The organism is Roseinatronobacter domitianus (genome assembly GCF_023336755.1).
Classification (GTDB): domain Bacteria; phylum Pseudomonadota; class Alphaproteobacteria; order Rhodobacterales; family Rhodobacteraceae; genus Roseinatronobacter; species Roseinatronobacter domitianus.
Map to the genome: position 1 here is coordinate 274048 of NZ_JALZWP010000001.1, position 17421 is coordinate 291468.

General features: G+C 60.9%; 17 protein-coding genes, 1 tRNA gene, 1 other RNA gene and 1 pseudogene. 11 read left to right on the forward strand and 9 right to left on the reverse strand.

Annotated features, from left to right (window positions below; all coding sequences use genetic code 11):
- Positions 1 to 71 precede the first annotated feature (71 nt).
- The 3 genes from M3N55_RS01405 (at position 72) to M3N55_RS01415 (ending at position 1244) form a co-directional block, all read left to right on the forward strand.
- Complete coding sequence (locus tag M3N55_RS01405) at positions 72 to 599, forward strand: cold-shock protein (protein WP_249055657.1); 528 nt, start codon at positions 72 to 74, stop codon at positions 597 to 599.
- Between the two features lie 16 nt (positions 600 to 615).
- Positions 616 to 1077 carry a DUF192 domain-containing protein gene (locus M3N55_RS01410; protein WP_249055659.1) on the forward strand — a complete coding sequence of 154 codons (462 nt, stop codon included), beginning with the start codon at positions 616 to 618 and terminating at the stop codon, positions 1075 to 1077.
- A gap of 90 nt (positions 1078 to 1167) precedes the next feature.
- A tRNA-Pro gene (locus M3N55_RS01415) sits at positions 1168 to 1244 on the forward strand.
- A gap of 56 nt (positions 1245 to 1300) precedes the next feature.
- Here M3N55_RS01415 and M3N55_RS01420 read toward each other — a convergent pair.
- The 3 genes from M3N55_RS01420 to M3N55_RS01430 form a co-directional block, all read right to left on the reverse strand.
- Positions 1301 to 2125 (reverse strand): transferrin-binding protein-like solute binding protein, encoded by an 825-nt coding sequence (locus M3N55_RS01420; RefSeq protein ID WP_249055661.1) that lies wholly within the window; start codon positions 2123 to 2125, stop codon positions 1301 to 1303.
- Positions 2126 to 2239: 114 nt separating this feature from the next.
- A complete protein-coding gene (locus tag M3N55_RS01425) occupies positions 2240 to 4120 on the reverse strand; it encodes an acyl-CoA synthetase (RefSeq protein WP_249055663.1) in 1881 nt (626 codons plus the stop codon).
- A gap of 102 nt (positions 4121 to 4222) precedes the next feature.
- Positions 4223 to 5452, reverse strand: a complete 1230-nt coding sequence (locus M3N55_RS01430) for an MFS transporter (protein WP_249055665.1) — start codon at positions 5450 to 5452, stop codon at positions 4223 to 4225.
- Positions 5453 to 5500: 48 nt separating this feature from the next.
- Between M3N55_RS01430 and M3N55_RS01435 the strand changes: the two genes are divergently transcribed.
- The 3 genes from M3N55_RS01435 to M3N55_RS01445 all read left to right on the forward strand — a co-directional run bounded on the left by M3N55_RS01435 (position 5501) and on the right by M3N55_RS01445 (position 7482).
- Positions 5501 to 6148 (forward strand): DNA-3-methyladenine glycosylase family protein, encoded by a 648-nt coding sequence (locus tag M3N55_RS01435; RefSeq protein WP_249055667.1) that lies wholly within the window; start codon positions 5501 to 5503, stop codon positions 6146 to 6148.
- Complete coding sequence (locus M3N55_RS01440) at positions 6145 to 6810, forward strand: alpha/beta hydrolase (protein ID WP_249055669.1); 666 nt, start codon at positions 6145 to 6147, stop codon at positions 6808 to 6810. The genes M3N55_RS01435 and M3N55_RS01440 overlap by 4 nt, the downstream gene beginning before the upstream one ends.
- Positions 6811 to 6897: 87 nt before the next feature.
- Entirely contained in the window at positions 6898 to 7482 is a 585-nt protein-coding gene (locus M3N55_RS01445; protein ID WP_249055671.1) for a hypothetical protein, read from the forward strand.
- A 5-nt stretch (positions 7483 to 7487) separates the two neighbouring features.
- Here the strand turns inward: M3N55_RS01445 and M3N55_RS01450 are convergent, their stop codons facing one another.
- From M3N55_RS01450 to M3N55_RS01465, 4 genes and pseudogenes are all read right to left on the reverse strand, one after another.
- On the reverse strand, positions 7488 to 8405 hold the full coding sequence (locus M3N55_RS01450; protein ID WP_249055673.1) for a metal ABC transporter permease: 918 nt from the start codon (positions 8403 to 8405) through the stop codon (positions 7488 to 7490).
- Between the two features lie 17 nt (positions 8406 to 8422).
- Positions 8423 to 9328, reverse strand: a pseudogene (locus M3N55_RS01455) (metal ABC transporter permease); the annotation flags it as partial.
- Positions 9325 to 10092 (reverse strand): metal ABC transporter ATP-binding protein, encoded by a 768-nt coding sequence (locus M3N55_RS01460; RefSeq protein WP_249055674.1) that lies wholly within the window; start codon positions 10090 to 10092, stop codon positions 9325 to 9327. The gene M3N55_RS01460 and the pseudogene M3N55_RS01455, both read right to left, overlap by 4 nt.
- Complete coding sequence (locus tag M3N55_RS01465; RefSeq protein ID WP_249055676.1) at positions 10089 to 11048, reverse strand: metal ABC transporter solute-binding protein, Zn/Mn family; 960 nt, start codon at positions 11046 to 11048, stop codon at positions 10089 to 10091. The genes M3N55_RS01460 and M3N55_RS01465 overlap by 4 nt, the downstream gene beginning before the upstream one ends.
- A 171-nt stretch (positions 11049 to 11219) precedes the next feature.
- On the opposite strand from M3N55_RS01465, the gene ssrA reads away from it, so the two are divergent.
- Positions 11220 to 11568: a transfer-messenger RNA gene (ssrA, locus tag M3N55_RS01470) on the forward strand.
- Positions 11569 to 11730: 162 nt separating this feature from the next.
- On the opposite strand, the gene M3N55_RS01475 is transcribed toward ssrA, so the two are convergent.
- Positions 11731 to 12027, reverse strand: a complete 297-nt coding sequence (locus M3N55_RS01475; protein ID WP_249055678.1) for a hypothetical protein — start codon at positions 12025 to 12027, stop codon at positions 11731 to 11733.
- Between the two features lie 352 nt (positions 12028 to 12379).
- On the opposite strand from M3N55_RS01475, the gene M3N55_RS01480 reads away from it, so the two are divergent.
- Together M3N55_RS01480 and fumC are read left to right on the forward strand one after the other, a co-directional pair.
- Positions 12380 to 12856, forward strand: coding sequence for an SspB family protein (locus M3N55_RS01480; RefSeq protein ID WP_249055680.1), 477 nt, complete (start codon positions 12380 to 12382; stop codon positions 12854 to 12856).
- An 80-nt stretch (positions 12857 to 12936) separates the two neighbouring features.
- Positions 12937 to 14331 carry a class II fumarate hydratase gene (gene fumC, locus M3N55_RS01485; protein ID WP_249055682.1) on the forward strand — a complete coding sequence of 465 codons (1395 nt, stop codon included), beginning with the start codon at positions 12937 to 12939 and terminating at the stop codon, positions 14329 to 14331.
- A gap of 36 nt (positions 14332 to 14367) precedes the next feature.
- Here the strand turns inward: fumC and M3N55_RS01490 are convergent, their stop codons facing one another.
- Complete coding sequence (locus M3N55_RS01490) at positions 14368 to 15285, reverse strand: class I SAM-dependent methyltransferase (protein WP_249055684.1); 918 nt, start codon at positions 15283 to 15285, stop codon at positions 14368 to 14370.
- Positions 15286 to 15435: 150 nt separating this feature from the next.
- On the opposite strand from M3N55_RS01490, the gene M3N55_RS01495 reads away from it, so the two are divergent.
- Together M3N55_RS01495 and M3N55_RS01500 are read left to right on the forward strand one after the other, a co-directional pair.
- Positions 15436 to 16722, forward strand: coding sequence for a lipoprotein-releasing ABC transporter permease subunit (locus M3N55_RS01495; protein ID WP_249055686.1), 1287 nt, complete (start codon positions 15436 to 15438; stop codon positions 16720 to 16722).
- Entirely contained in the window at positions 16715 to 17407 is a 693-nt protein-coding gene (locus M3N55_RS01500) for an ABC transporter ATP-binding protein (RefSeq protein WP_249055688.1), read from the forward strand. The genes M3N55_RS01495 and M3N55_RS01500 overlap by 8 nt, the downstream gene beginning before the upstream one ends.
- Positions 17408 to 17421 lie beyond the last annotated feature (14 nt).

Genomic DNA, 17421 nt, shown 5'->3' on the forward strand with positions numbered 1-17421 from the left:
GTATTGGCCAGAGTTCCGGCTATCTCATGAAATTGCGCCGCAGAGCGCCAAGAGCACGAGCGAGATATAGCATGGCGTCCGATTATGATCCCGATGAACAGGTTCAGGGGTCGGTAAAGTGGTTCGACCCGGCAAAGGGGTTTGGGTTTCTGGTCGCGACCGAGGGCGGCCCGGATATTCTGTTGCATGCCAATGCGTTGCGCAATTTCGGCCTAAGTTCCGTGTGCGACAATGCCCGCATGACCGTGTCGGTGCAGAAAACTGCGCGCGGTTATCAGGTGACAGAGGTGTTCGCGGTTCTGCCGCCGTTGGATAGCACGCTACCGGAGACTGGCGAAGACGGGGATGCGCCGGTCGTGGACCGCTCTGTCCCGTTGGAAGCCGCGCGCGTAAAATGGTTCGACAAGGTTAAGGGGTTCGGGTTTGCCAACTGTTTTGGCAAGTCAGAAGATGTGTTCGTGCATATGGAAACCCTGCGGCGCGCGGGTTTGGCCGAACTTATGCCCGGAGAGGCGATCGCGATCCGTGTGGTAGATGGCGAGCGCGGCCGCATGGCCGTGGTGATCGAACCATGGGAGGCCGCGCTGCATGAAGGCTAGGGCGCAACTCAGGGCGATGCTTGGCGCGGCTGCGCTGGTGCTGTCGCTTGTTGCCCAAGCTGCCGCTGACTGCGCGCCAGACCGTGTTGACCTGCGCGGCCCGTGGGGGCAGGCGCGCTTCACCGCGGAAGTGGTGGACACGCCCGAAACCCGCGCGCAAGGGCTGATGTTCCGCGAAAGCCTGCCGCGTTTCGCGGGCATGTTGTTCATCTATGAAGCGCCGACCACGGCGAGTTTCTGGATGCGCAACACGCTTATCCCGCTGGACATGATCTTTGTCGGCCCCGATGGGGGCGTGACACATGTGCATCACAACGCGATCCCGTTGGACGAAACCCCGATTCCCGGCGGTGAGAATGTTCTGATGGTGCTGGAAATTAACGGCGGATTGGCCGAACGCTTCGGCATCGCACCCGGAAGTGAGTTGCGGCACCCGCGTCTAGATCAAGACAACGCGCTCTGGCCTTGCCAGCCCTGAGGCTTGCTTCGCTGGTCGGGAAAAATAAATCGTCCCCAAAGGCGATTTCGCCCTTTCCTAGCGCCGCTTGCCCGAGTAAACGATGCGTGTCGGGGCGTGGCGCAGCCTGGTAGCGCGACGGTTTTGGGTACCGTAGGTCGTAGGTTCGAATCCTATCGCCCCGACCATCTTTCCTTTGAATGTGATAAAACGCGCGCGCCTTCCAAGGTCGCGCGCGCATGTCTTACTCGAGGCAGGTGGCCGTGTTGCCATGGCAGGTCAGGAAGACCCCGCTCATGCCGCCCGCCGCATTTCCAAAGTTGAAGATACCTGCGGCTTCATCCGCATTCGGGCCATAGAACGCGCCATGAATGTCGCCTCCGGCTTCGGCACCTTGAAACAAGATCAGCGTGTCGTCATTGGACGTGAACTCGCCATTCGTGGCACTGATGGTGATGTTGTTGAAACTGGCATTAATGCCGGTGCCGCTTTCGGTCGCGCCCGAAAAAGCACCCGACAACTGCCCGGTGTTGAAATTGGCGATCAGTTGCGCATTGCCTGACATGAGCCCGCTCTCGCCGCTTTCCAGCCCGAACCCGGCTTCGAAAGCGCCGGTGTAGCTGGCCTGTCCTGCGGGGAGTGTGGGCGTTATGCTGGCGGTTTCCGGCAAAGCGCCATGCGCAAGTTGGTTATTGCTGACCAAGGTGCCATTAACCAGTTGCAACACAGCGAAATTGCCGACGAAGGCATAGCTGCCAGCCATGCGCTGAAGCAATGTGCCTTCGGCGCTGGTGCCAGCCGGGCCGCCGACAACCTGGCAGCGCCCCATGGTCTGATCCTCGCACAGGACCGTCATGCCTGCCATATCCCCTTCGGTCATGTTCAGAACAATGCGCCCGTCACTGCTACGAGAAATATCGGCGCGCGACTCCGTCACTTTGCCAGCCGTCCCAAGGGTAAAGCTGTTAGGCGGCGCAATTTGTGCGGACCCGCCACCGCCGCCGCCACCACAGGCGGCCAAAATGCCAAGGGACAGGACCGCGCCTGCGGCCTTTGCGTGACTGCTCATAATGTGCCTCAATAAGTTTTTGTTTTGTGAGCAGATTCTGCATGCGCCATCGACTTGTCAAGGACGCTACCAGAGGCACCGAGGCAATCGCGTAAGGCTGTGGCGGGAAAGACTCTATTTCGCGTCCCAGGCTACGGTGAAGCGGCCCAGACGTTCGGCCAGCCGCGGATCGGTCGCATCTGCCCCCGTGATCTGTGCAACAAGCCCGCGTTTTTTATCCTCGAACACCGTATCCACACGGGCATCCAGCCCGGCATCCGACAGGTCTGCATCCAGCACCCGTGCTATGGCCAATTTGCGCAGGTCGGGCTTGAACACCTTTCCCACAGCGGTTTTGGGCAGTTCGGCCAGCACTTCGACATGTTTGGGGATGGCGGCGCGTTCCGATATACGCGGCGTGGCATGGGCCAGCAATTCCTCTGGCGTGACCTGTGCGCCCCCGACCAGTTCGACATAGGCGCAGGGCATTTCGCCGGTTACCGGGTCGGGCTGGCCGATAGCGCCCACGAAGCCAACCGCGGGATGCGTCAACAGGGCTTCCTCTATCTCTGCGGGATCAAGGTTATGGCCGCCGCGAATAATCAGGTCTTTCGCGCGTCCGGTGATCCACAGATACCCATCGGGATCAATGCGTCCCAAATCGCCCGTGCGCAGGAAGCGGCCTTGGGCGAACAGGTCGTTATTCTTGTCGGCCTCTGTATAGGTTGCCCCTTCAAACACGCCCGGCGAGGACACGCAGATCTCGCCCACCTCATCAGTCGCGCAGTCGATAAAGCCATCTGGGCCGGTGCGCAGGATCTTCACCTCTGTAAAGGGCAGGGGAATGCCAACGGAGCCCACCTTTTTCAACCCGTCCACCGGGTTGCACGAGACAAGACAGGTGGCTTCGGTCAGCCCGTAGCCTTCGGAAATCTGCACGCCGGTTGCCTCTTCGAAGCGGCGGTAAAGTTCCTTGGGCAAGGGGGCGGACCCTGAAATGCCAGTCCGCAGGCTGGATACATCTGCATTGACCGGGCGCTGCATGAGTGCGGACAGCGCGGTCGGCACGGTAATCATGAAGGTGGCATTCCACCGTTCGATCAGCTTCCAGAAATTGTCGAACACACCTTCACCCCGGTAGCCTTGCGGGGTCGGGAAAACCACATGCGCGCCCGACATGACGCAGCACATCAGGATTGGGTAGGCGGCAAAGACATGGAACAGCGGCAGCGGGCAGAGCAGCACGTCGCGCTCGTTAAACAGCAGTTCCGCCCCAAGCCAGCCATTGTAGATCATGCCCGCGAACCTGTGCTGCGCCACTTTCGGCGTGCCGGTGGTGCCGCCGGTGTGGAAATAGGCGGCCACCCGGTCTGTATTGGGCGCGGCAAAGGACAGCGCCTTGCTACATTCGAACATGGCGGCGTGAAAATCTTGCACTTTGGCATGATGATGCACCGTCACCTTGGGGCGGATCAGCGGCACGATCCAGCTTTTCGGCGGTGACAGATGGCGCAGAAGGTCCACTTCCAGCACATGTTTGACCTCTGGTGCATGGGCCACGGCTTCTGCCACCTTTTGCGCGACATCGGTTTTCGGAAACGCCTTGAGCGTGACCACGACTTTCGCACCGGTTTCGCGCAGGATGGACGAAATCTTCTCCGGCTCCAGCAGCGGGTTAATCGGGTTCACACGCCCGACAGTCATTCCGCCCAGCAGCGCGATGGCGGTGTCGTTCAACGTGGGCAGCACATAGGCGACCGTGTCATCCTCTTGCACGCCAAGACTGCGAAACAGGTTCGCCGCCTGCGTGACACGGTTATGAAGCTGTGCCCATGTATAGGTTTCCGCCTGCGCTTTCGGGTCAGAAAACAACTGAAACGAGATTGCGGGCCTGTTACCCCATTTGTCGCGCGCGCGTGTCAGCGCCTGATAGACAGAGACCGGCAGATCGCGCGCTTCCCACGCGCCTTCTGCTTCGACCGTGCGCACATCCTCGGGTGATCTGAAATCCCGCATACCGTCCCCCTCCCGTTCCAGTATTTTTATGTTGCAAACACAAAAGCACCGGCGCCGGGGGCGTGCAAGTGAAACAGGAAAATCACGTGGCGTCAGGGCGCTTTAGCGCGCCGCGGCGTCTTTCGGGCGCATGGCCAGCCAGATCAGCGCACCGCCAGCCAGCACAAGGAAGGGGATCATGGCCATATTGACGAATTGCCAGCCGGTTTGCGTGGTCCCGCCAGAGCAGTTCATCAACGTGCCCGAACTGAGCGAGGCCAGGAACACACCGCCAAACACGATCATGTCGTTCAGCCCCTGCACGCGGCCGCGCTCTTCCACCGAATGCGCGGCGGTCAGCATGGTGGTCGCGCCGATAAAGCCAAAGTTCCAGCCAATGCCCAGCAGGATCAGTGCGATGTAGAACTGCTCCAGCTCGACCCCGGAAATGGCCACAGCACCCGACAACGCCAGAATGACCAGCCCAACCGCCACCACCGCGCGCGACCCGAAGCGCGTAATGACATGGCCGGTAATGAAGGAGGGCGCATACATGGCCAGCACATGCGCCGAGACGATATTGGCCGCATCCCCGGTATCGAACCCGCAGCCGACCACGGCCAGCGGCGTAGAGGTCATGACAAGGTTCATCAGCGCATAGGCCACTGTGCCGCAGATGATGGCAACGGCAATGACCGGGCTTGTTAGCAACTCGCGCACGGGTCGGCCCCGGTCGGCGCCCTCTTCGGGTTTCGGGGGCGTCGGGATGTCCAGGAAGGATAGCAGCACCATGCCCGCAATGTTCAGGCAGATCACGCCCAGATAGGTCGCCAGAAAAGGCACCGCCATGGCGTCGGACGTGGCCGACACCAGTTGCGGGCCGAAAATGGCCGATAGCAGCCCGCCCGCCATGACAAAGGAAATTGCCTTGGGGCGGAATTCGGGGCTGGCCATATCGGCGGCGGCAAAGCGGTAGAAACCATTGGCCGACATGTAGACACCCGACAGCAAACTGCCCAGCAGGAAGATGATGAAAGACCCGGCATACAGCCCATAGGCCGCCAGCATTGCGCCAATCGCCCCGCAAACGCAGGCCAGCCAGAAGCCCGCGCGCCGCCCGTAAGCCTGCATAATGGCCGAAAGCGGGGTCGCCGCCAGCATAGAGCCCAGCACGATCATGGAAATCGGCAGGGTCGCCCAGCAGGGATTCGGGGCCAGCATCTGACCCGACAGCCCGCCAATGATGAACATGATCGGCAGTTGCGCGCCCACCACCGCTTGTGCGGCGACCAGAACGGCGACATTGCGCTTGGCGCGGGCTTGGGTTGCGGGGGTTGCAATCGTGTCGGTCATGCGCGCAGGATTAGCCTGAACGTATTCCATTTGGAAGAGGTGTTTTACATGTGCAACGATAGGGGGGCGATTGGCCGTATCCTGACCTCGGAGGCTTGCATGGCCGAAGGGGCGGAATGGCTGGCACGTGCAGAGCCGCGCTTTGCCCATGCGCTGTCCCTGACCGGCGTGCCGCCCTTGCGCCGCCGCCCCGAGGGGTTCGGGCACCTATTGGGCGCCATTATCGGCCAGCAGGTCAGCACCCATGCCGCCCGCGCCATCTGGGACCGGATGGACGCGGCGGGCCTGACCACGCCCGAAGCGGTTCTGGCCGCGGATGACGAAACATTGCGCGCGCCGGGCCTGTCGCGCCAGAAAATTCGCTATGCGCGGGCCTTGGCAGAGGCGGGGATCGACTTTGACGCGCTGCGCGATGCGCCCGATGCCGAGGTCACGGCAACGCTTGTGCAAGTCACCGGCATAGGCCGCTGGACCGCCGAGATTTACGCCATGTTCAGCCTTGGCCGCGCCGATGTGTTTGCGCCGAACGATCTGGCGCTGCAAGAATCCGCGCGCCGCCTGTTCATGTTACCCGACCGCCCGCGTGAAGCGCCCATGCGCCGTATGGCCGAAAGCTGGTCGCCGTGGCGCACGGTTGCGGCGGGCCTCTTGTGGGCCTATTACCGCGTGGAAACCGACAGGGAAGGCGTCATATGACACGGGTGTTGAAATCGGAAAAGCGCGGGCCTGCCAACGGCGGCCAGGCAACATCGGCTGTGGTGTTCGTGCATGGCTATGGCGCGGACGGGTCCGACCTGCTGGGGCTGGCCGACCCGTTGGGGCCACATATGCCGGGCACGGTGTTCTACGCGCCCGATGCCCCCGAACGCAGTGTGGCCAACCCGATGGGCTTTCAGTGGTTCCCGATTCCATGGATCGACGGGTCATCCGAGGACCAAGCGCGCGCAGGCCTGCTGGCCGCCGCGGATGATTTCAATGCCTTTCTGGATGGTATTCTGGAAACCGAAGGGCTTGCGCCCGAAGCCTTGGCGCTGGTCGGCTTTTCGCAAGGCACCATGCTAAGCCTGCATGTCGCGCCACGGCGCGCGGCACCTTTGGGGGCTTTGGTCGGGTTTTCGGGCCGCTTGCTGGAACCCAACCTGCTGGAGGCAGAGACCGTCAGCCGCCCGCCGGTGTTGCTGGTCCATGGCGATCAGGATGATGTGGTTCCGGTTGCGTCTTTGCCAGAGGCCGCCGATGCGCTGGTTGCGACGGGGTTCGAAACCTATAGCCATATCTCCAAGGGCACCGCGCATGGCATTGCCCATGACGGTCTGTCGCTGGCGCTGTCTTTCCTGCGTGACAAACTGCCCGGCTAAGCCCCTCATATTCGCGTGAACATGATCGCTGTCATATGAACCGGGCGCAGGTTGTGCGACCCGGATGCCAGCGACTAGGAGAGAGATATGCACCGCACCATCAAGATTGGATTTGCCGCATTACTGGGGGCTGCCGTAATCGGCGCGGGTCTGTTTGCCGCCGACACCCGCGCTTTGGCGCAGATGATGGGCCATGGCCATGGCCACATGCACGGCGCCGACGGCACCGGCCATGACGAAGCGACCATGCCCGGCCTGCGCGGGTTGGACGCAACAGCGCTGGAAAGCGAGGAATTGGCGGTCATGTTCCGCAATTTCGACACGCTTCGCCGCGAGGTCGAGTTGCTGCCAAATGGCATTCGCACCGTGACCAGTTCGACCGACGCCGATGTGATGGCCGCACTGGTCAGCCACGTTGTCGGCATGATTGCCCGCGTGGAAGAGGGCCGCGATCCGCAGATTTTCATCCAAAGCCGCACGCTGGATATTTTCTTTGAGCGGCCAGAGGTGCTTGCGACCGAAATCGACCTGACGGATGAAGGGATTATCGTGGTCCAGACCTCGGAAGACCCGGAAATGGTCACGGCGCTGCATGTCCATGCGCAAGAAGTCACCGACATGGCCGAACGCGGGATGCAGGCGGTGCATGAAAAGATGATGCAGGGCGGCTGACCCGGTCAGACCGTTTGCGCGCCCTTGCGGTGTGGGCCGAACATGGCAGCAAGGGCAAGGATCACGCCAGACACCACGGCGATCATCCCCGCCGCACTGACCGCGTTCTGTGCGCCCAGCCAGAGCGGGCCATAGCCAGCCAGCACATAGCCAAGGATGGCCGAGGCTGCGGCGAATAAAAGCGACCACCAGACCTGCGCGGCAAGTGAATTGGTCATCAGGCGCGCGGCGGCGGGCGGGCAGATGAACATCGCGATCACAAGGATCGACCCGACGGCCTGAAAGGCGGCGACAGCGGCCAGTGCTGCCGAAATGACCAGTCCAAAACCCAGTGCGCCGGTGGGAATGCCCAGCGATTGCGCAAAGCCCTCATCAAAGGTCGCGATCTTCAGCCAGCGCCAGAAGGCAAGGATCAGCGCCGCGATCAGGGCGCAGGCCAGTGCCATGGTGGGCAATTCCTGGGGCAGGGCGGACAGGGCTGCGGGATCGGTCAGCGACTGCCAACCAGACGCGCGCAACCAGATCAACTGCTCCAGATTGCCCATCAACGCGTGTTCCACATCCAGATGCACCTGCGCGCTGCCGGATTGCTCCAGCAGCAGCACCCCGGCGGCGAACATGGTGGTAAAGACGACACCCATTGCCGCACCCGGCTCGACCCGGCCAAAGCGGCGGATGGCTTCGATCAGCACAACGGCGATAATCGCCGCGCCCGCAGCGCCCAGCCCCATTGGCCCCGCTGCGATCGTGCCGCTAACCAGAAAACCGACCACGATGCCGGGCAATACGACATGGCTGATCGCATCGCCAATCAGGGCCTGACGCCGTAATATCAGGAAATTGCCGGGCAGGGCGCAGGCCATCGCGGCGAAAGTGCCAATGAGGATTGGCGTCAGCGAGAATTGCACGAATTCCGCACCCATCACGCCCCCTGTTGAAACTGTCGACGCAGCCGAAGATAGCGCCATGCCGCGCTAACAATCCCGCGCTTGGGCGCTAAAAGCATCGACAGCGCAAAGCCCGCTGCAAGCACCAGCACGATTACCGGACCGGTGGGCAGATCTGGCGCGCTTGCCGAAATGGCGGCCCCCAGATAGGCGCCCGCGCCTCCAATGCCGCCCGCGATCCAGACCATCACCCCTGCGCGATCCGTCCAGAACCGCGCCGCGACCGGTGGAATAATCAACAGCGCGACAATCAGCACCAGCCCAACCAGCTTCAGCCCGATGATCGTAACCGCCATGGCAAGCCCCATGATGGCAAGATCAATCGCGCGGGTGTTGTAGCCCAATGTCGCGGCATGGCCCGGATCGAACGCGACAAGCGTCATGGGGCGGCGCAGCAGCCAGCATAGCGCCAGAACCACCGCCCCGCCCAGCGCGATCAGAATGGCATCCTCGCGCAGCATTCCGGCGGTGGCGCCCAGCAGGAAATCCTCCAGCCCCGCCTGCCGCCCGGCGCGCATTGTCTGCACCACAGTCAACAGCACGATCCCGGCCCCGAAGAACACACCCAGCACTGCGCCAATCGCGGCATCTTCCGCCAGTCGGGTGCGGGTCGTCAGCCAGGACATGACCAGCAGCCCCGCGCCACCGCTTAACGCGGCCCCCAGCAGCAGCCCCAGAAGCGAGCGCCCCTCGCCGCCAAGCGCCACCATGACCATGAAGGCCAGCACAATGCCGGGAAGCGCGGCATGGGCAACCGCATCAGAGACCAGCGACCGTTTGCGCAGCATCACGAAACTGCCCGCAACACCTGCCGCCAGACCCAGAAGCGCCGCGCCAATGGCCACAAGGGCGGCGTTATAGCCCGCTTGCAGCGTCAGGGCGGCCCAGAATTGTGTCATTCCGCCGCCTGTATGAGAGTCGTCGGAGTGGACGCCACCAAGCGCCCGCCATACGCGGCGTTCAGGTTCTGCGCCGTAAAGGTTGTCTTGACCGGCCCTTCGGCGATGCGGTCCACGTTAATCAGGAACACATGGTCGAAATAGTCCTCCACCGTGGCAAGGTCATGATGCACGGCAATGACCGATTTGCCCTCTGCGCGCAGCCCGCGCAGCACGTCCATGATGGCATGTTCTGTCGCGGCATCGACCCCGGCGAAGGGTTCATCCAGCAGGTAAAGCTCGGCCTCTTGCGCCAGAGCGCGGGCAAGGAACACGCGCTGCTGCTGCCCGCCCGAAAGCTGCCCGATCTGACGGCTGGCGAATTCGGCCATGCCAACGCGCTCCAGGCAGCCCATGGCTTGCGTGCGTGCGGCACCCGACAGCCGCCCCCACAGACCGGCGCGGCGGTATTGCCCCATCTGCACCACATCCAGCACCGTTGTCGGGAAATCCCAATCCACGCTGGCGCGCTGCGGCACATAGGCCACGCGCGCGCGGGCCTGAGCAATCGGCTGGCCGAAGAACGCGACCTCTCCCGACAGGGGCGCAACAATGCCAAGGCAGGCTTTCAGAAAGGTCGATTTGCCTGCGCCGTTAGGCCCGATGATGGCCGAAAGCGCGGCGCGCGGGAAATTGGCATCCACCGCGCGCACAGCAGGTTTGTCACCATAGGTCACACTCAGGCCGTGCACGGCGAGGGGGCTATGGTGGGGTAAGGGTGTCATTGCGTGAGCGTTCCTTTCAGGCCCAATTCGGGTGCGCTGCCGCCCAATGCGCGGGCAATGGTGGTGACGTTGGAATCGATCATGCCGATATACGTTCCCTCATAGGTGCCATCCGCGCCCATTGCGTCGGAAAACAGTTCACCGCCAATGACCACCTCATGGCCCTGCGCGGCGGCCCCTTCGATCAGCGCCCGGATATTGCGGTCACTGACAGAGGTTTCCACGAAAACCGCGTCGATCTCACGGTCGACCAACATGTTGACCATCTCTGCAATGCGGCCAAGCCCGGCCTCGGATGCGGTCGAAACGCCCTGAATGCCCACCACCTCGAACCCGTAGGCCGCACCAAAGTAACCAAAAGCGTCATGCGCGCTAAGAAGCACACGCGCCGTTTCCGGCACAGAGGACAGCACATCGCGCGAGTAGCTTTCCAACTGCTCCAGTTTTGCCAGATAGGCTTCGGCATTGGCTGTGAAAGTATCGGCGCCCTCCGGGTCCGCCGCTATCAGGGCGTCGCGTATTGTCACGGTCACATCGGCCCAAAGCGTCGGGTCCATCCAGACATGCGGATCGAACCGGCCTTCATAATCTTCATGCGCAAGCAGCCGGTCTTGCGGCAAGGTTTCGGCCACGGCGACAACATGCCCGTCCTCGCCCAGTTCCAGCAAAAATTCTTCCATCTGCGCTTCTAGAAACAACCCGTTCCACAGCACCAGATCGGCTTGGGCAAGTGCGACAATATCGGTGCGGGTCTGGCGGAAGGCATGCGGGTCAATGCCCGGCCCCATCAGTGCACGCATCTCGACCAAGTCACCGCCAATGGCGCGGGCCGTGTCGGCGATCATCCCGGTCGTGGCGACCACGTTCAGCCGCTCCTGAGCGGCAAGGGGGGCGGTCAGAAAGGCCGCAATGCCCGCAAGGGCACAGGTTTGAAACAAACGCGTTATGGCACGCATGGACGCAAGACTCCTCTCGTCTCAGTGGGATATATTGCGATTAAGTCGCAACGTCAACGTAAATGCAAATCATTCTCAAAAACAAGCGATACCAGATCACGCCGCAATCACGAATTTGCCAGCAGGTTCCGGGTTCCGATCATCAAGCGGGGGCCAATCTGTCTTCATGTGCCTCTTGCATCAGCCGCAATGCACCCTTACATCTGTCTTGTCTCGCAAGGGACTATGAGCATAAACGCGCTCGGAATAAGCGGATCGGACCCGGGGGCGGTACCCGGCGGCTCCACCAATATCCTTCATTTGGGGATCATGGGGCCGAAACAGGATCGACGAACGTGTAAAGGGGTTAGCTTTGCTTCGGTGAGCCACCACCGTTATCGGTGCAAAACGTACAGTTGCAAATGACAACCGTGCTCCGGTCGCAGTCGCAGCGTAAGCTGCCTCTAGACCGAAACTTAAGCCCTTGCGCCTAGCAGCGTAAGGCGGGGTTCGCAGGCACCTGGCAACAGAAGCCTGCACTTTCATCACTCCCCTTTCAATGTAAGTTTAGTACAGAGATATGTAGTCTCATTTAGGTAATAGTCTTGTGGTTTGTTGCACGAGGTTTGCTTTCCGGTGCTGTTGAGCTCAGGTTTGGGCCAAGGCTATCAAAACGCTATGAATTATAGGATGAAACCTTTCCTCATTTTGCTAAAGGATTCACGAATGAAGTTGCAACAGGAACAAGATTACGACAAGTAGAAGCCGGGTTAGGAAAGCTTGCGCGACTGCCCGCAAGCTTCTTCAGAAAAGGTATTGTCTTAATGCGATCGCTAGCTGCCATTTTCTCAATCCTTGCCTTGTCGGCTTGCGGTTCGGTTTCGCAGCCGATCACTGCAATCAGCGAACGTGGCGAGATATACAGAGGAACAGCGACAGCAAGTCTTACGGAAGGCGGAAGCTTCATCTTGTCGCGTGGAGATATCAGATGCAGCGGCAATTACGATGCACTGTCGCAAAGCCCAACGCTCAGTTTCCCTATCCTCTGCACTGATGGTAGAAAAGGCTTAGGCACAGCTATAAGAGAGACAAATGGCGTTTCTGGTTCTGGAACGATCCGAATGAGCGATGGAGAAGACTGGACTTTTGTATTCGGACCTAACGCAGCTTTTATGTAGTTCCAACGCGTTGTTGGCGCTAGATGGCGTTGAGTCTTGGTTAAATTAGTCGCTTCCTTAACACTCCCTGCCTGCACTTTCCCCAAGCATTTACTGTCGCAGGCTCACGGCGCCCCTTTCAATCGGGTCACAGTTGGGTATGCTGGGCGCACAAGCTTCGAAGGACGGAACGGAATGATTGGCGAAATCGACTATGGCAACCTGATGCATGACGCCATGCGCGGCCTGATCCGGTCGGTGATGGAACGCGTGGCGCAGGACGGTTTGCCGGGCGAGCATCATTTCTTCATCACCGTCGATACCGGGCACCCTGACATGCAGATGGCCGACTGGCTGCGCGACCGCTACCCAGAAGAAATCACGCTTGTGGTGCAACATTGGTTCGAGAACCTGGTGGTGGACCCGAACGGTTTTGCCATCACGCTCAATTTCGGCAACGCGCCGGAACCTTTGTATATCCCGTTCGATTCGATCTCGACCTTTGTGGACCCGTCCGTAGAATTCGGGCTGCGCTTTGAATTGCAGCAGGATGACGAGGATGACGACGCAGAGTTCGGTGATGATGACGATGGGGAAGCCCCGATGCTTGAGGATGCCGAGCGCGTCGAGAAAAGCGCCGATGTCGTTAGTCTGGATCAGTTCCGCAAATAGCGGTATGCGGCGGTATGCTGATTGATCTTCGCGCGCTCTGGCGCTAAGCGAAAGGGAAATCAGTCGCAAGGAGCGCCGCCATGACCAATATCCGCGTTGAAACCGACAGCTTCGGCCCGCTGGACGTGCCCGCCGACAAGTATTGGGGCGCGCAGACGCAACGCTCCATTATGAATTTCCCGATTGGTTGGGAACGCCAGCCGGTGCCGATTATCCGCGCACTTGGGGCGATCAAATGGGCTTGCGCCTTGGTAAATATGGAACAAGGCACGCTCGATGACCGCCGGGGCGGGGCTATCGTGCAGGCCGCAACAGAGGTGTTCAACGGCAAGTTCGACGACAATTTCCCGCTGGTCGTGTGGCAGACGGGGTCCGGCACACAGTCGAACATGAACGCGAATGAGGTCATCTCGAACCGTGCCATCGAAATTCTGGGCGGCGAGATGGGGTCAAAAGACCCGGTGCACCCCAACGACCATTGCAACATGGGCCAGTCCAGCAACGACACCTTCCCGACCGCGATGCATGTCGGTATCGGCATGCTGGCGCGCGATGTGCTGTTGCCGGGGCTGACAAAGCTGCATTTGGCACTTGCCGCCAAATCCGAGGAATTCAAGGACATCATCAAAATCGGCCGCACGCATACGCAGGATGCGACGCCGCTGACCCTGGGGCAGGAATTCGGCGGCTATGCGCATCAGGTGAAAATGGGCATTGCGCGGGTGGAAATGTGCCTGCCGCATATCTATGAGTTGGCCCAAGGCGGCACGGCAGTCGGCACGGGCCTGAACACCCGCAAGGGCTGGGATACGGGCGTGGCCGCGCATATCGCGCAGATCACCGATCTGCCTTTTGTGACCGCGCCGAACAAGTTCGAAGCGCTCGCCGCGCATGACGCAATGGTCATGTTCTCTGGCGCGCTGAAAACGGTCGCCGCAAGCCTGTTCAAGATCGCCAATGACATGCGCTTGCTCGGCTCCGGCCCGCGTTCGGGACTGGGAGAGTTGATTCTGCCGGAAAATGAGCCGGGCAGTTCCATTATGCCCGGCAAGGTGAACCCCACGCAGGCCGAGGCGCTGACCATGGTCTGCGCGCATGTTATGGGCAATGATGCGGCGGTTGGCTTCGCCGGTTCTCAGGGGCATTTCGAGTTGAACGTGTATAACCCGATGATGTCCTACAATGTGTTGCAGTCCATGCAGCTTCTGGGCGATGCGGCCAGCAGCTTTACCGATAATATGGTCGTTGGAACCCGTGCCAATGTCGATCGGATCGACAAGCTGATGAAAGAATCGCTGATGCTGGTCACGGCGCTGGCCCCGACCATTGGCTATGACAACGCCACCAAGGTCGCCAAGACGGCGCATAAGAACGGCACCACATTGAAGGAAGAAGCGATTGCGCTTGGGTTCGTCGATGCGGAAACTTTCGACCGCGTCGTGCGGCCGGAAGAGATGATTGGCCCGAAGGGTTAAAACCATCCGCACCCTCGGATTTGCCGGGGGTGCGCCCTAATTCGCCACGGTTGTTCCGGGCTTGCGCCAGTAGGTTATCAGAACCGAAGCGCGCAATTCCTCGTCGCTGAACCCCTGCAATTCGCCCGCCGCCCGCAGCGTGTCCAGATCCGATTGTGCCGGATAGTCCTCTATCCCCAGCCAGTCCGAATGGCCGGGCCAGTGGTCTTCGAACACATGCCGGTAATCAGCCAGCCGCCATTCGTTCAGGTAGGAATTTGACTGCACCAACGCGCGTGTCTTTGCGCGCAAATGCGACCATGGCGGCAGCGCATGCGGGTCGGCAAACAGCCGCGTGTCATGCGCGCCGGTGTGGCTGGTATAAAGATGGGTAATCATATGCGCCACGCCGCCGGGGCGCAGCACGCGCGCAACTTCGGCAGCCGCGCGGTCAGGGTGTTCCAGATGCTCGAAAACAGATGTGGACACAACCGCGTCGAAGCTGGCATCGGGAAAGGGCAGGGCCATCGCGTCGCCCTCTGTGATCCGGCTGCGCAACTGGCCCTTCCGCACCCCAAGTTGCCGCGCCAGTTCCGCACGGGTCCGCCGGTCTACCCCCAGCGCATGACGGCCCAGTGTCTTCACCAGTCGCAGGCTGCCATTCTTGCGCCAGATGCGCCATAATGCAGCCAACCCAAGGTGGTCTGGCGTGCGCTCCATATCGACGCCGACCGCGCGATTTGTCAAACCTACGGCCATCAGGAACAGCCGTGTCTGACCGGGGCCGATTTCAAGCACATCGCATCCGGCCAATGGCGCGCCGCGCAACTGCTCTATCCGTGCAACCGTATCGCGCTGCACTTCAAGAAATTCAGAGACGCTGCGGGGAATGTCCTGTGTCTGCCGCCGATACAGGGCCAAGAGCTCTGCCATCATGGCGCGAAATCCGCGATCGCCACGCAAGTAGGATTTCATGTCATAGCCTTGCCGAACTCATAATGACCAAAGCGTGACCGAGAAACAGGGCAAGTTCAAGAACCTTATGCCCGCTTTGGCTTTGCGCTTAAGCCGGGCAGGGGCTAGACATGCGGCAACATGTTGCTCCAATCCAAGGCCCTGCCATCCATGCCGCATCGTACCCCACCTTTCGCGCCTTTCGAATGGATGATCGCCTGGCGATATCTGCGTGCGCGCCGGGCAGAGGGCGGCGTCAGTGTCATGACGGTGATCTCCTTCATCGGGATCACGCTTGCGGTCTTCGCGCTGATCGCCACCTTGGCGGTGCGGTCGGGCTTTCGCACCGAATTCGTGGGCACGATTCTGGGGGCCAATGCCCATGTCACCGTCTATTCCGCAGTAGAGGTTGATGAGGCCGGGCGCACCAGCCGTGTGATTGAAGATTATGACGATATGGCTGCCCAGCTTGCCGCAATCCCTGGTGTGACCCGTGTTGCGCCGTTGGTGAAAGGGCAGGTCATGGCCTCTGCCAATGGCCGCAATACCGGGGTAGAGGTGTTCGGGATCAGCCCCGAAAATCTGGCCACGATCCCGCGTATCGCTGACCCTCAGACCTCCATGGGCGATATCGACCGCTTTGCGGACGGGGTCGCCATTGGCTCTGGCGTTGCGCGAGAGTTGAACCTTGGGGTGGGCGACAGCATCCGGTTGATCTCTCCCGATGGGGTGCGCACGGCATTCGGGACCAGCCCGCGCATTTCGGCCTATGAGGTGGTCTATATTTTCAGCGCCGGGCGGTATGATATCGACCGCACGCGCCTTTACATGCCGTTTTCCGAAGCGCAGCTTTACTTTAACCGCGACGGCGTGGCTGACGAAATGGAAGTGATGGTCGAAAACCCCGACCAGATTGACACGCTGCGCGCCGCCCTTTTGCGTGCAGGCGGCGAGCGCGCCATGCTCTGGACATGGCGCGACAGTGCCGGGTCGTTCCTGCGCGCGCTGGAGGTCGAGGACAACGTGATGTTCGTGATCCTCTCTATCCTTGTGCTGATCGCGGCGATGAACATCATTTCCGGGCTTATCATGCTGGTCAAAAACAAGGGCCGCGATATCGGCATCCTGCGCACGATGGGATTGACCGAAGGCTCCATCCTGCGGGTATTCTTTATCTGTGGCGCGAGTATCGGCATTCTGGGCACGCTGGCGGGCGTCGTGCTGGGGTGCCTGTTCGTCATCTATATCGACCCGATTTTCAGCCTTGTGAACTTTGTCTCGGGCGGCGGCGTCTGGGACCCGGCCATTCGCGGCATCTATGCTCTGCCGGCCGAATTGCGGCTGGAAGATGTGTTGAAATCTGTGGCTTTGTCGCTGTCGCTGTCGTTTATTGTCACCATCTTTCCGGCGCGCCGCGCGGCCCGTATGAACCCGGTAGAGGCGTTGCGCTATGAATGAGCTGTCGTTGGATCAGGCGCTGGCGCTGCACGGTATCAGCAAAACCTATAATGCCGGTCGCCCAAACGAGGTGCAGGTGCTGCGCGATGTGTCCGTCACGCTGGACCGGGGAGAGGTGGTCGCCCTTGTAGCGCCGTCCGGTGCCGGCAAGTCCACGTTGCTGCATATCGCGGGGCTACTGGACATGCCCGATACAGGCGATGTGCAAGTGGATGGCATGAATATGACCCGGCTGGGCGATGATGCGCGCACGCGCGCACGGCGCGATCAAATTGGGTTCATCTACCAGTTTCATCACCTGTTGCCCGAATTTACCGCGCTGGAAAATATCGTGCTGCCGCAACTGGCCAATGGTGTCGGGGCGGCACAAGCGCGGGACCGCGCGCGTCTGTTGCTGGACCGTGTTGGTGTGGCGCCGCGCGCCGATCATCGCCCCGCCGCTTTGTCGGGCGGTGAGCAACAGCGCGTCGCCTTCTGCCGCGCGCTGGCCAATGCGCCGGGGCTTTTGCTGGCGGATGAACCGACGGGCAATCTTGACCCGACAACATCCGATCAGGTCTTCGGCGCACTAATGGACCTTGTGCGCGAAACCGGCTTATCGGCCTTGATCGCCACGCATAACCTTGAACTGGCCCGCCGCATGGACCGCGTGTTGCGGCTGGAAGATGGGCAGGTGGTGGGGTGAACCTGGGCGGTTAA

Bases quoted from the DNA above. Each gene is read 5' to 3' on its own strand.
- M3N55_RS01405 (WP_249055657.1), top strand. From the start codon at position 72: ATGGCGTCCGATTATGATCCCGATGAACAGGTTCAGGGGTCGGTAAAG.
- M3N55_RS01410 (WP_249055659.1), top strand. From the start codon at position 616: ATGCTTGGCGCGGCTGCGCTGGTGCTGTCGCTTGTTGCCCAAGCTGCC.
- M3N55_RS01420 (WP_249055661.1), bottom strand. From the start codon at position 2,125: ATGAGCAGTCACGCAAAGGCCGCAGGCGCGGTCCTGTCCCTTGGCATT.
- M3N55_RS01425 (WP_249055663.1), bottom strand. From the start codon at position 4,120: ATGCGGGATTTCAGATCACCCGAGGATGTGCGCACGGTCGAAGCAGAA.
- M3N55_RS01430 (WP_249055665.1), bottom strand. From the start codon at position 5,452: ATGACCGACACGATTGCAACCCCCGCAACCCAAGCCCGCGCCAAGCGC.
- M3N55_RS01435 (WP_249055667.1), top strand. From the start codon at position 5,501: ATGTGCAACGATAGGGGGGCGATTGGCCGTATCCTGACCTCGGAGGCT.
- M3N55_RS01440 (WP_249055669.1), top strand. From the start codon at position 6,145: ATGACACGGGTGTTGAAATCGGAAAAGCGCGGGCCTGCCAACGGCGGC.
- M3N55_RS01445 (WP_249055671.1), top strand. From the start codon at position 6,898: ATGCACCGCACCATCAAGATTGGATTTGCCGCATTACTGGGGGCTGCC.
- M3N55_RS01450 (WP_249055673.1), bottom strand. From the start codon at position 8,405: ATGGGTGCGGAATTCGTGCAATTCTCGCTGACGCCAATCCTCATTGGC.
- M3N55_RS01460 (WP_249055674.1), bottom strand. From the start codon at position 10,092: ATGACACCCTTACCCCACCATAGCCCCCTCGCCGTGCACGGCCTGAGT.
- M3N55_RS01465 (WP_249055676.1), bottom strand. From the start codon at position 11,048: ATGCGTGCCATAACGCGTTTGTTTCAAACCTGTGCCCTTGCGGGCATT.
- M3N55_RS01480 (WP_249055680.1), top strand. From the start codon at position 12,380: ATGATTGGCGAAATCGACTATGGCAACCTGATGCATGACGCCATGCGC.
- fumC (WP_249055682.1), top strand. From the start codon at position 12,937: ATGACCAATATCCGCGTTGAAACCGACAGCTTCGGCCCGCTGGACGTG.
- M3N55_RS01490 (WP_249055684.1), bottom strand. From the start codon at position 15,285: ATGAAATCCTACTTGCGTGGCGATCGCGGATTTCGCGCCATGATGGCA.
- M3N55_RS01495 (WP_249055686.1), top strand. From the start codon at position 15,436: ATGCCGCATCGTACCCCACCTTTCGCGCCTTTCGAATGGATGATCGCC.
- M3N55_RS01500 (WP_249055688.1), top strand. From the start codon at position 16,715: ATGAATGAGCTGTCGTTGGATCAGGCGCTGGCGCTGCACGGTATCAGC.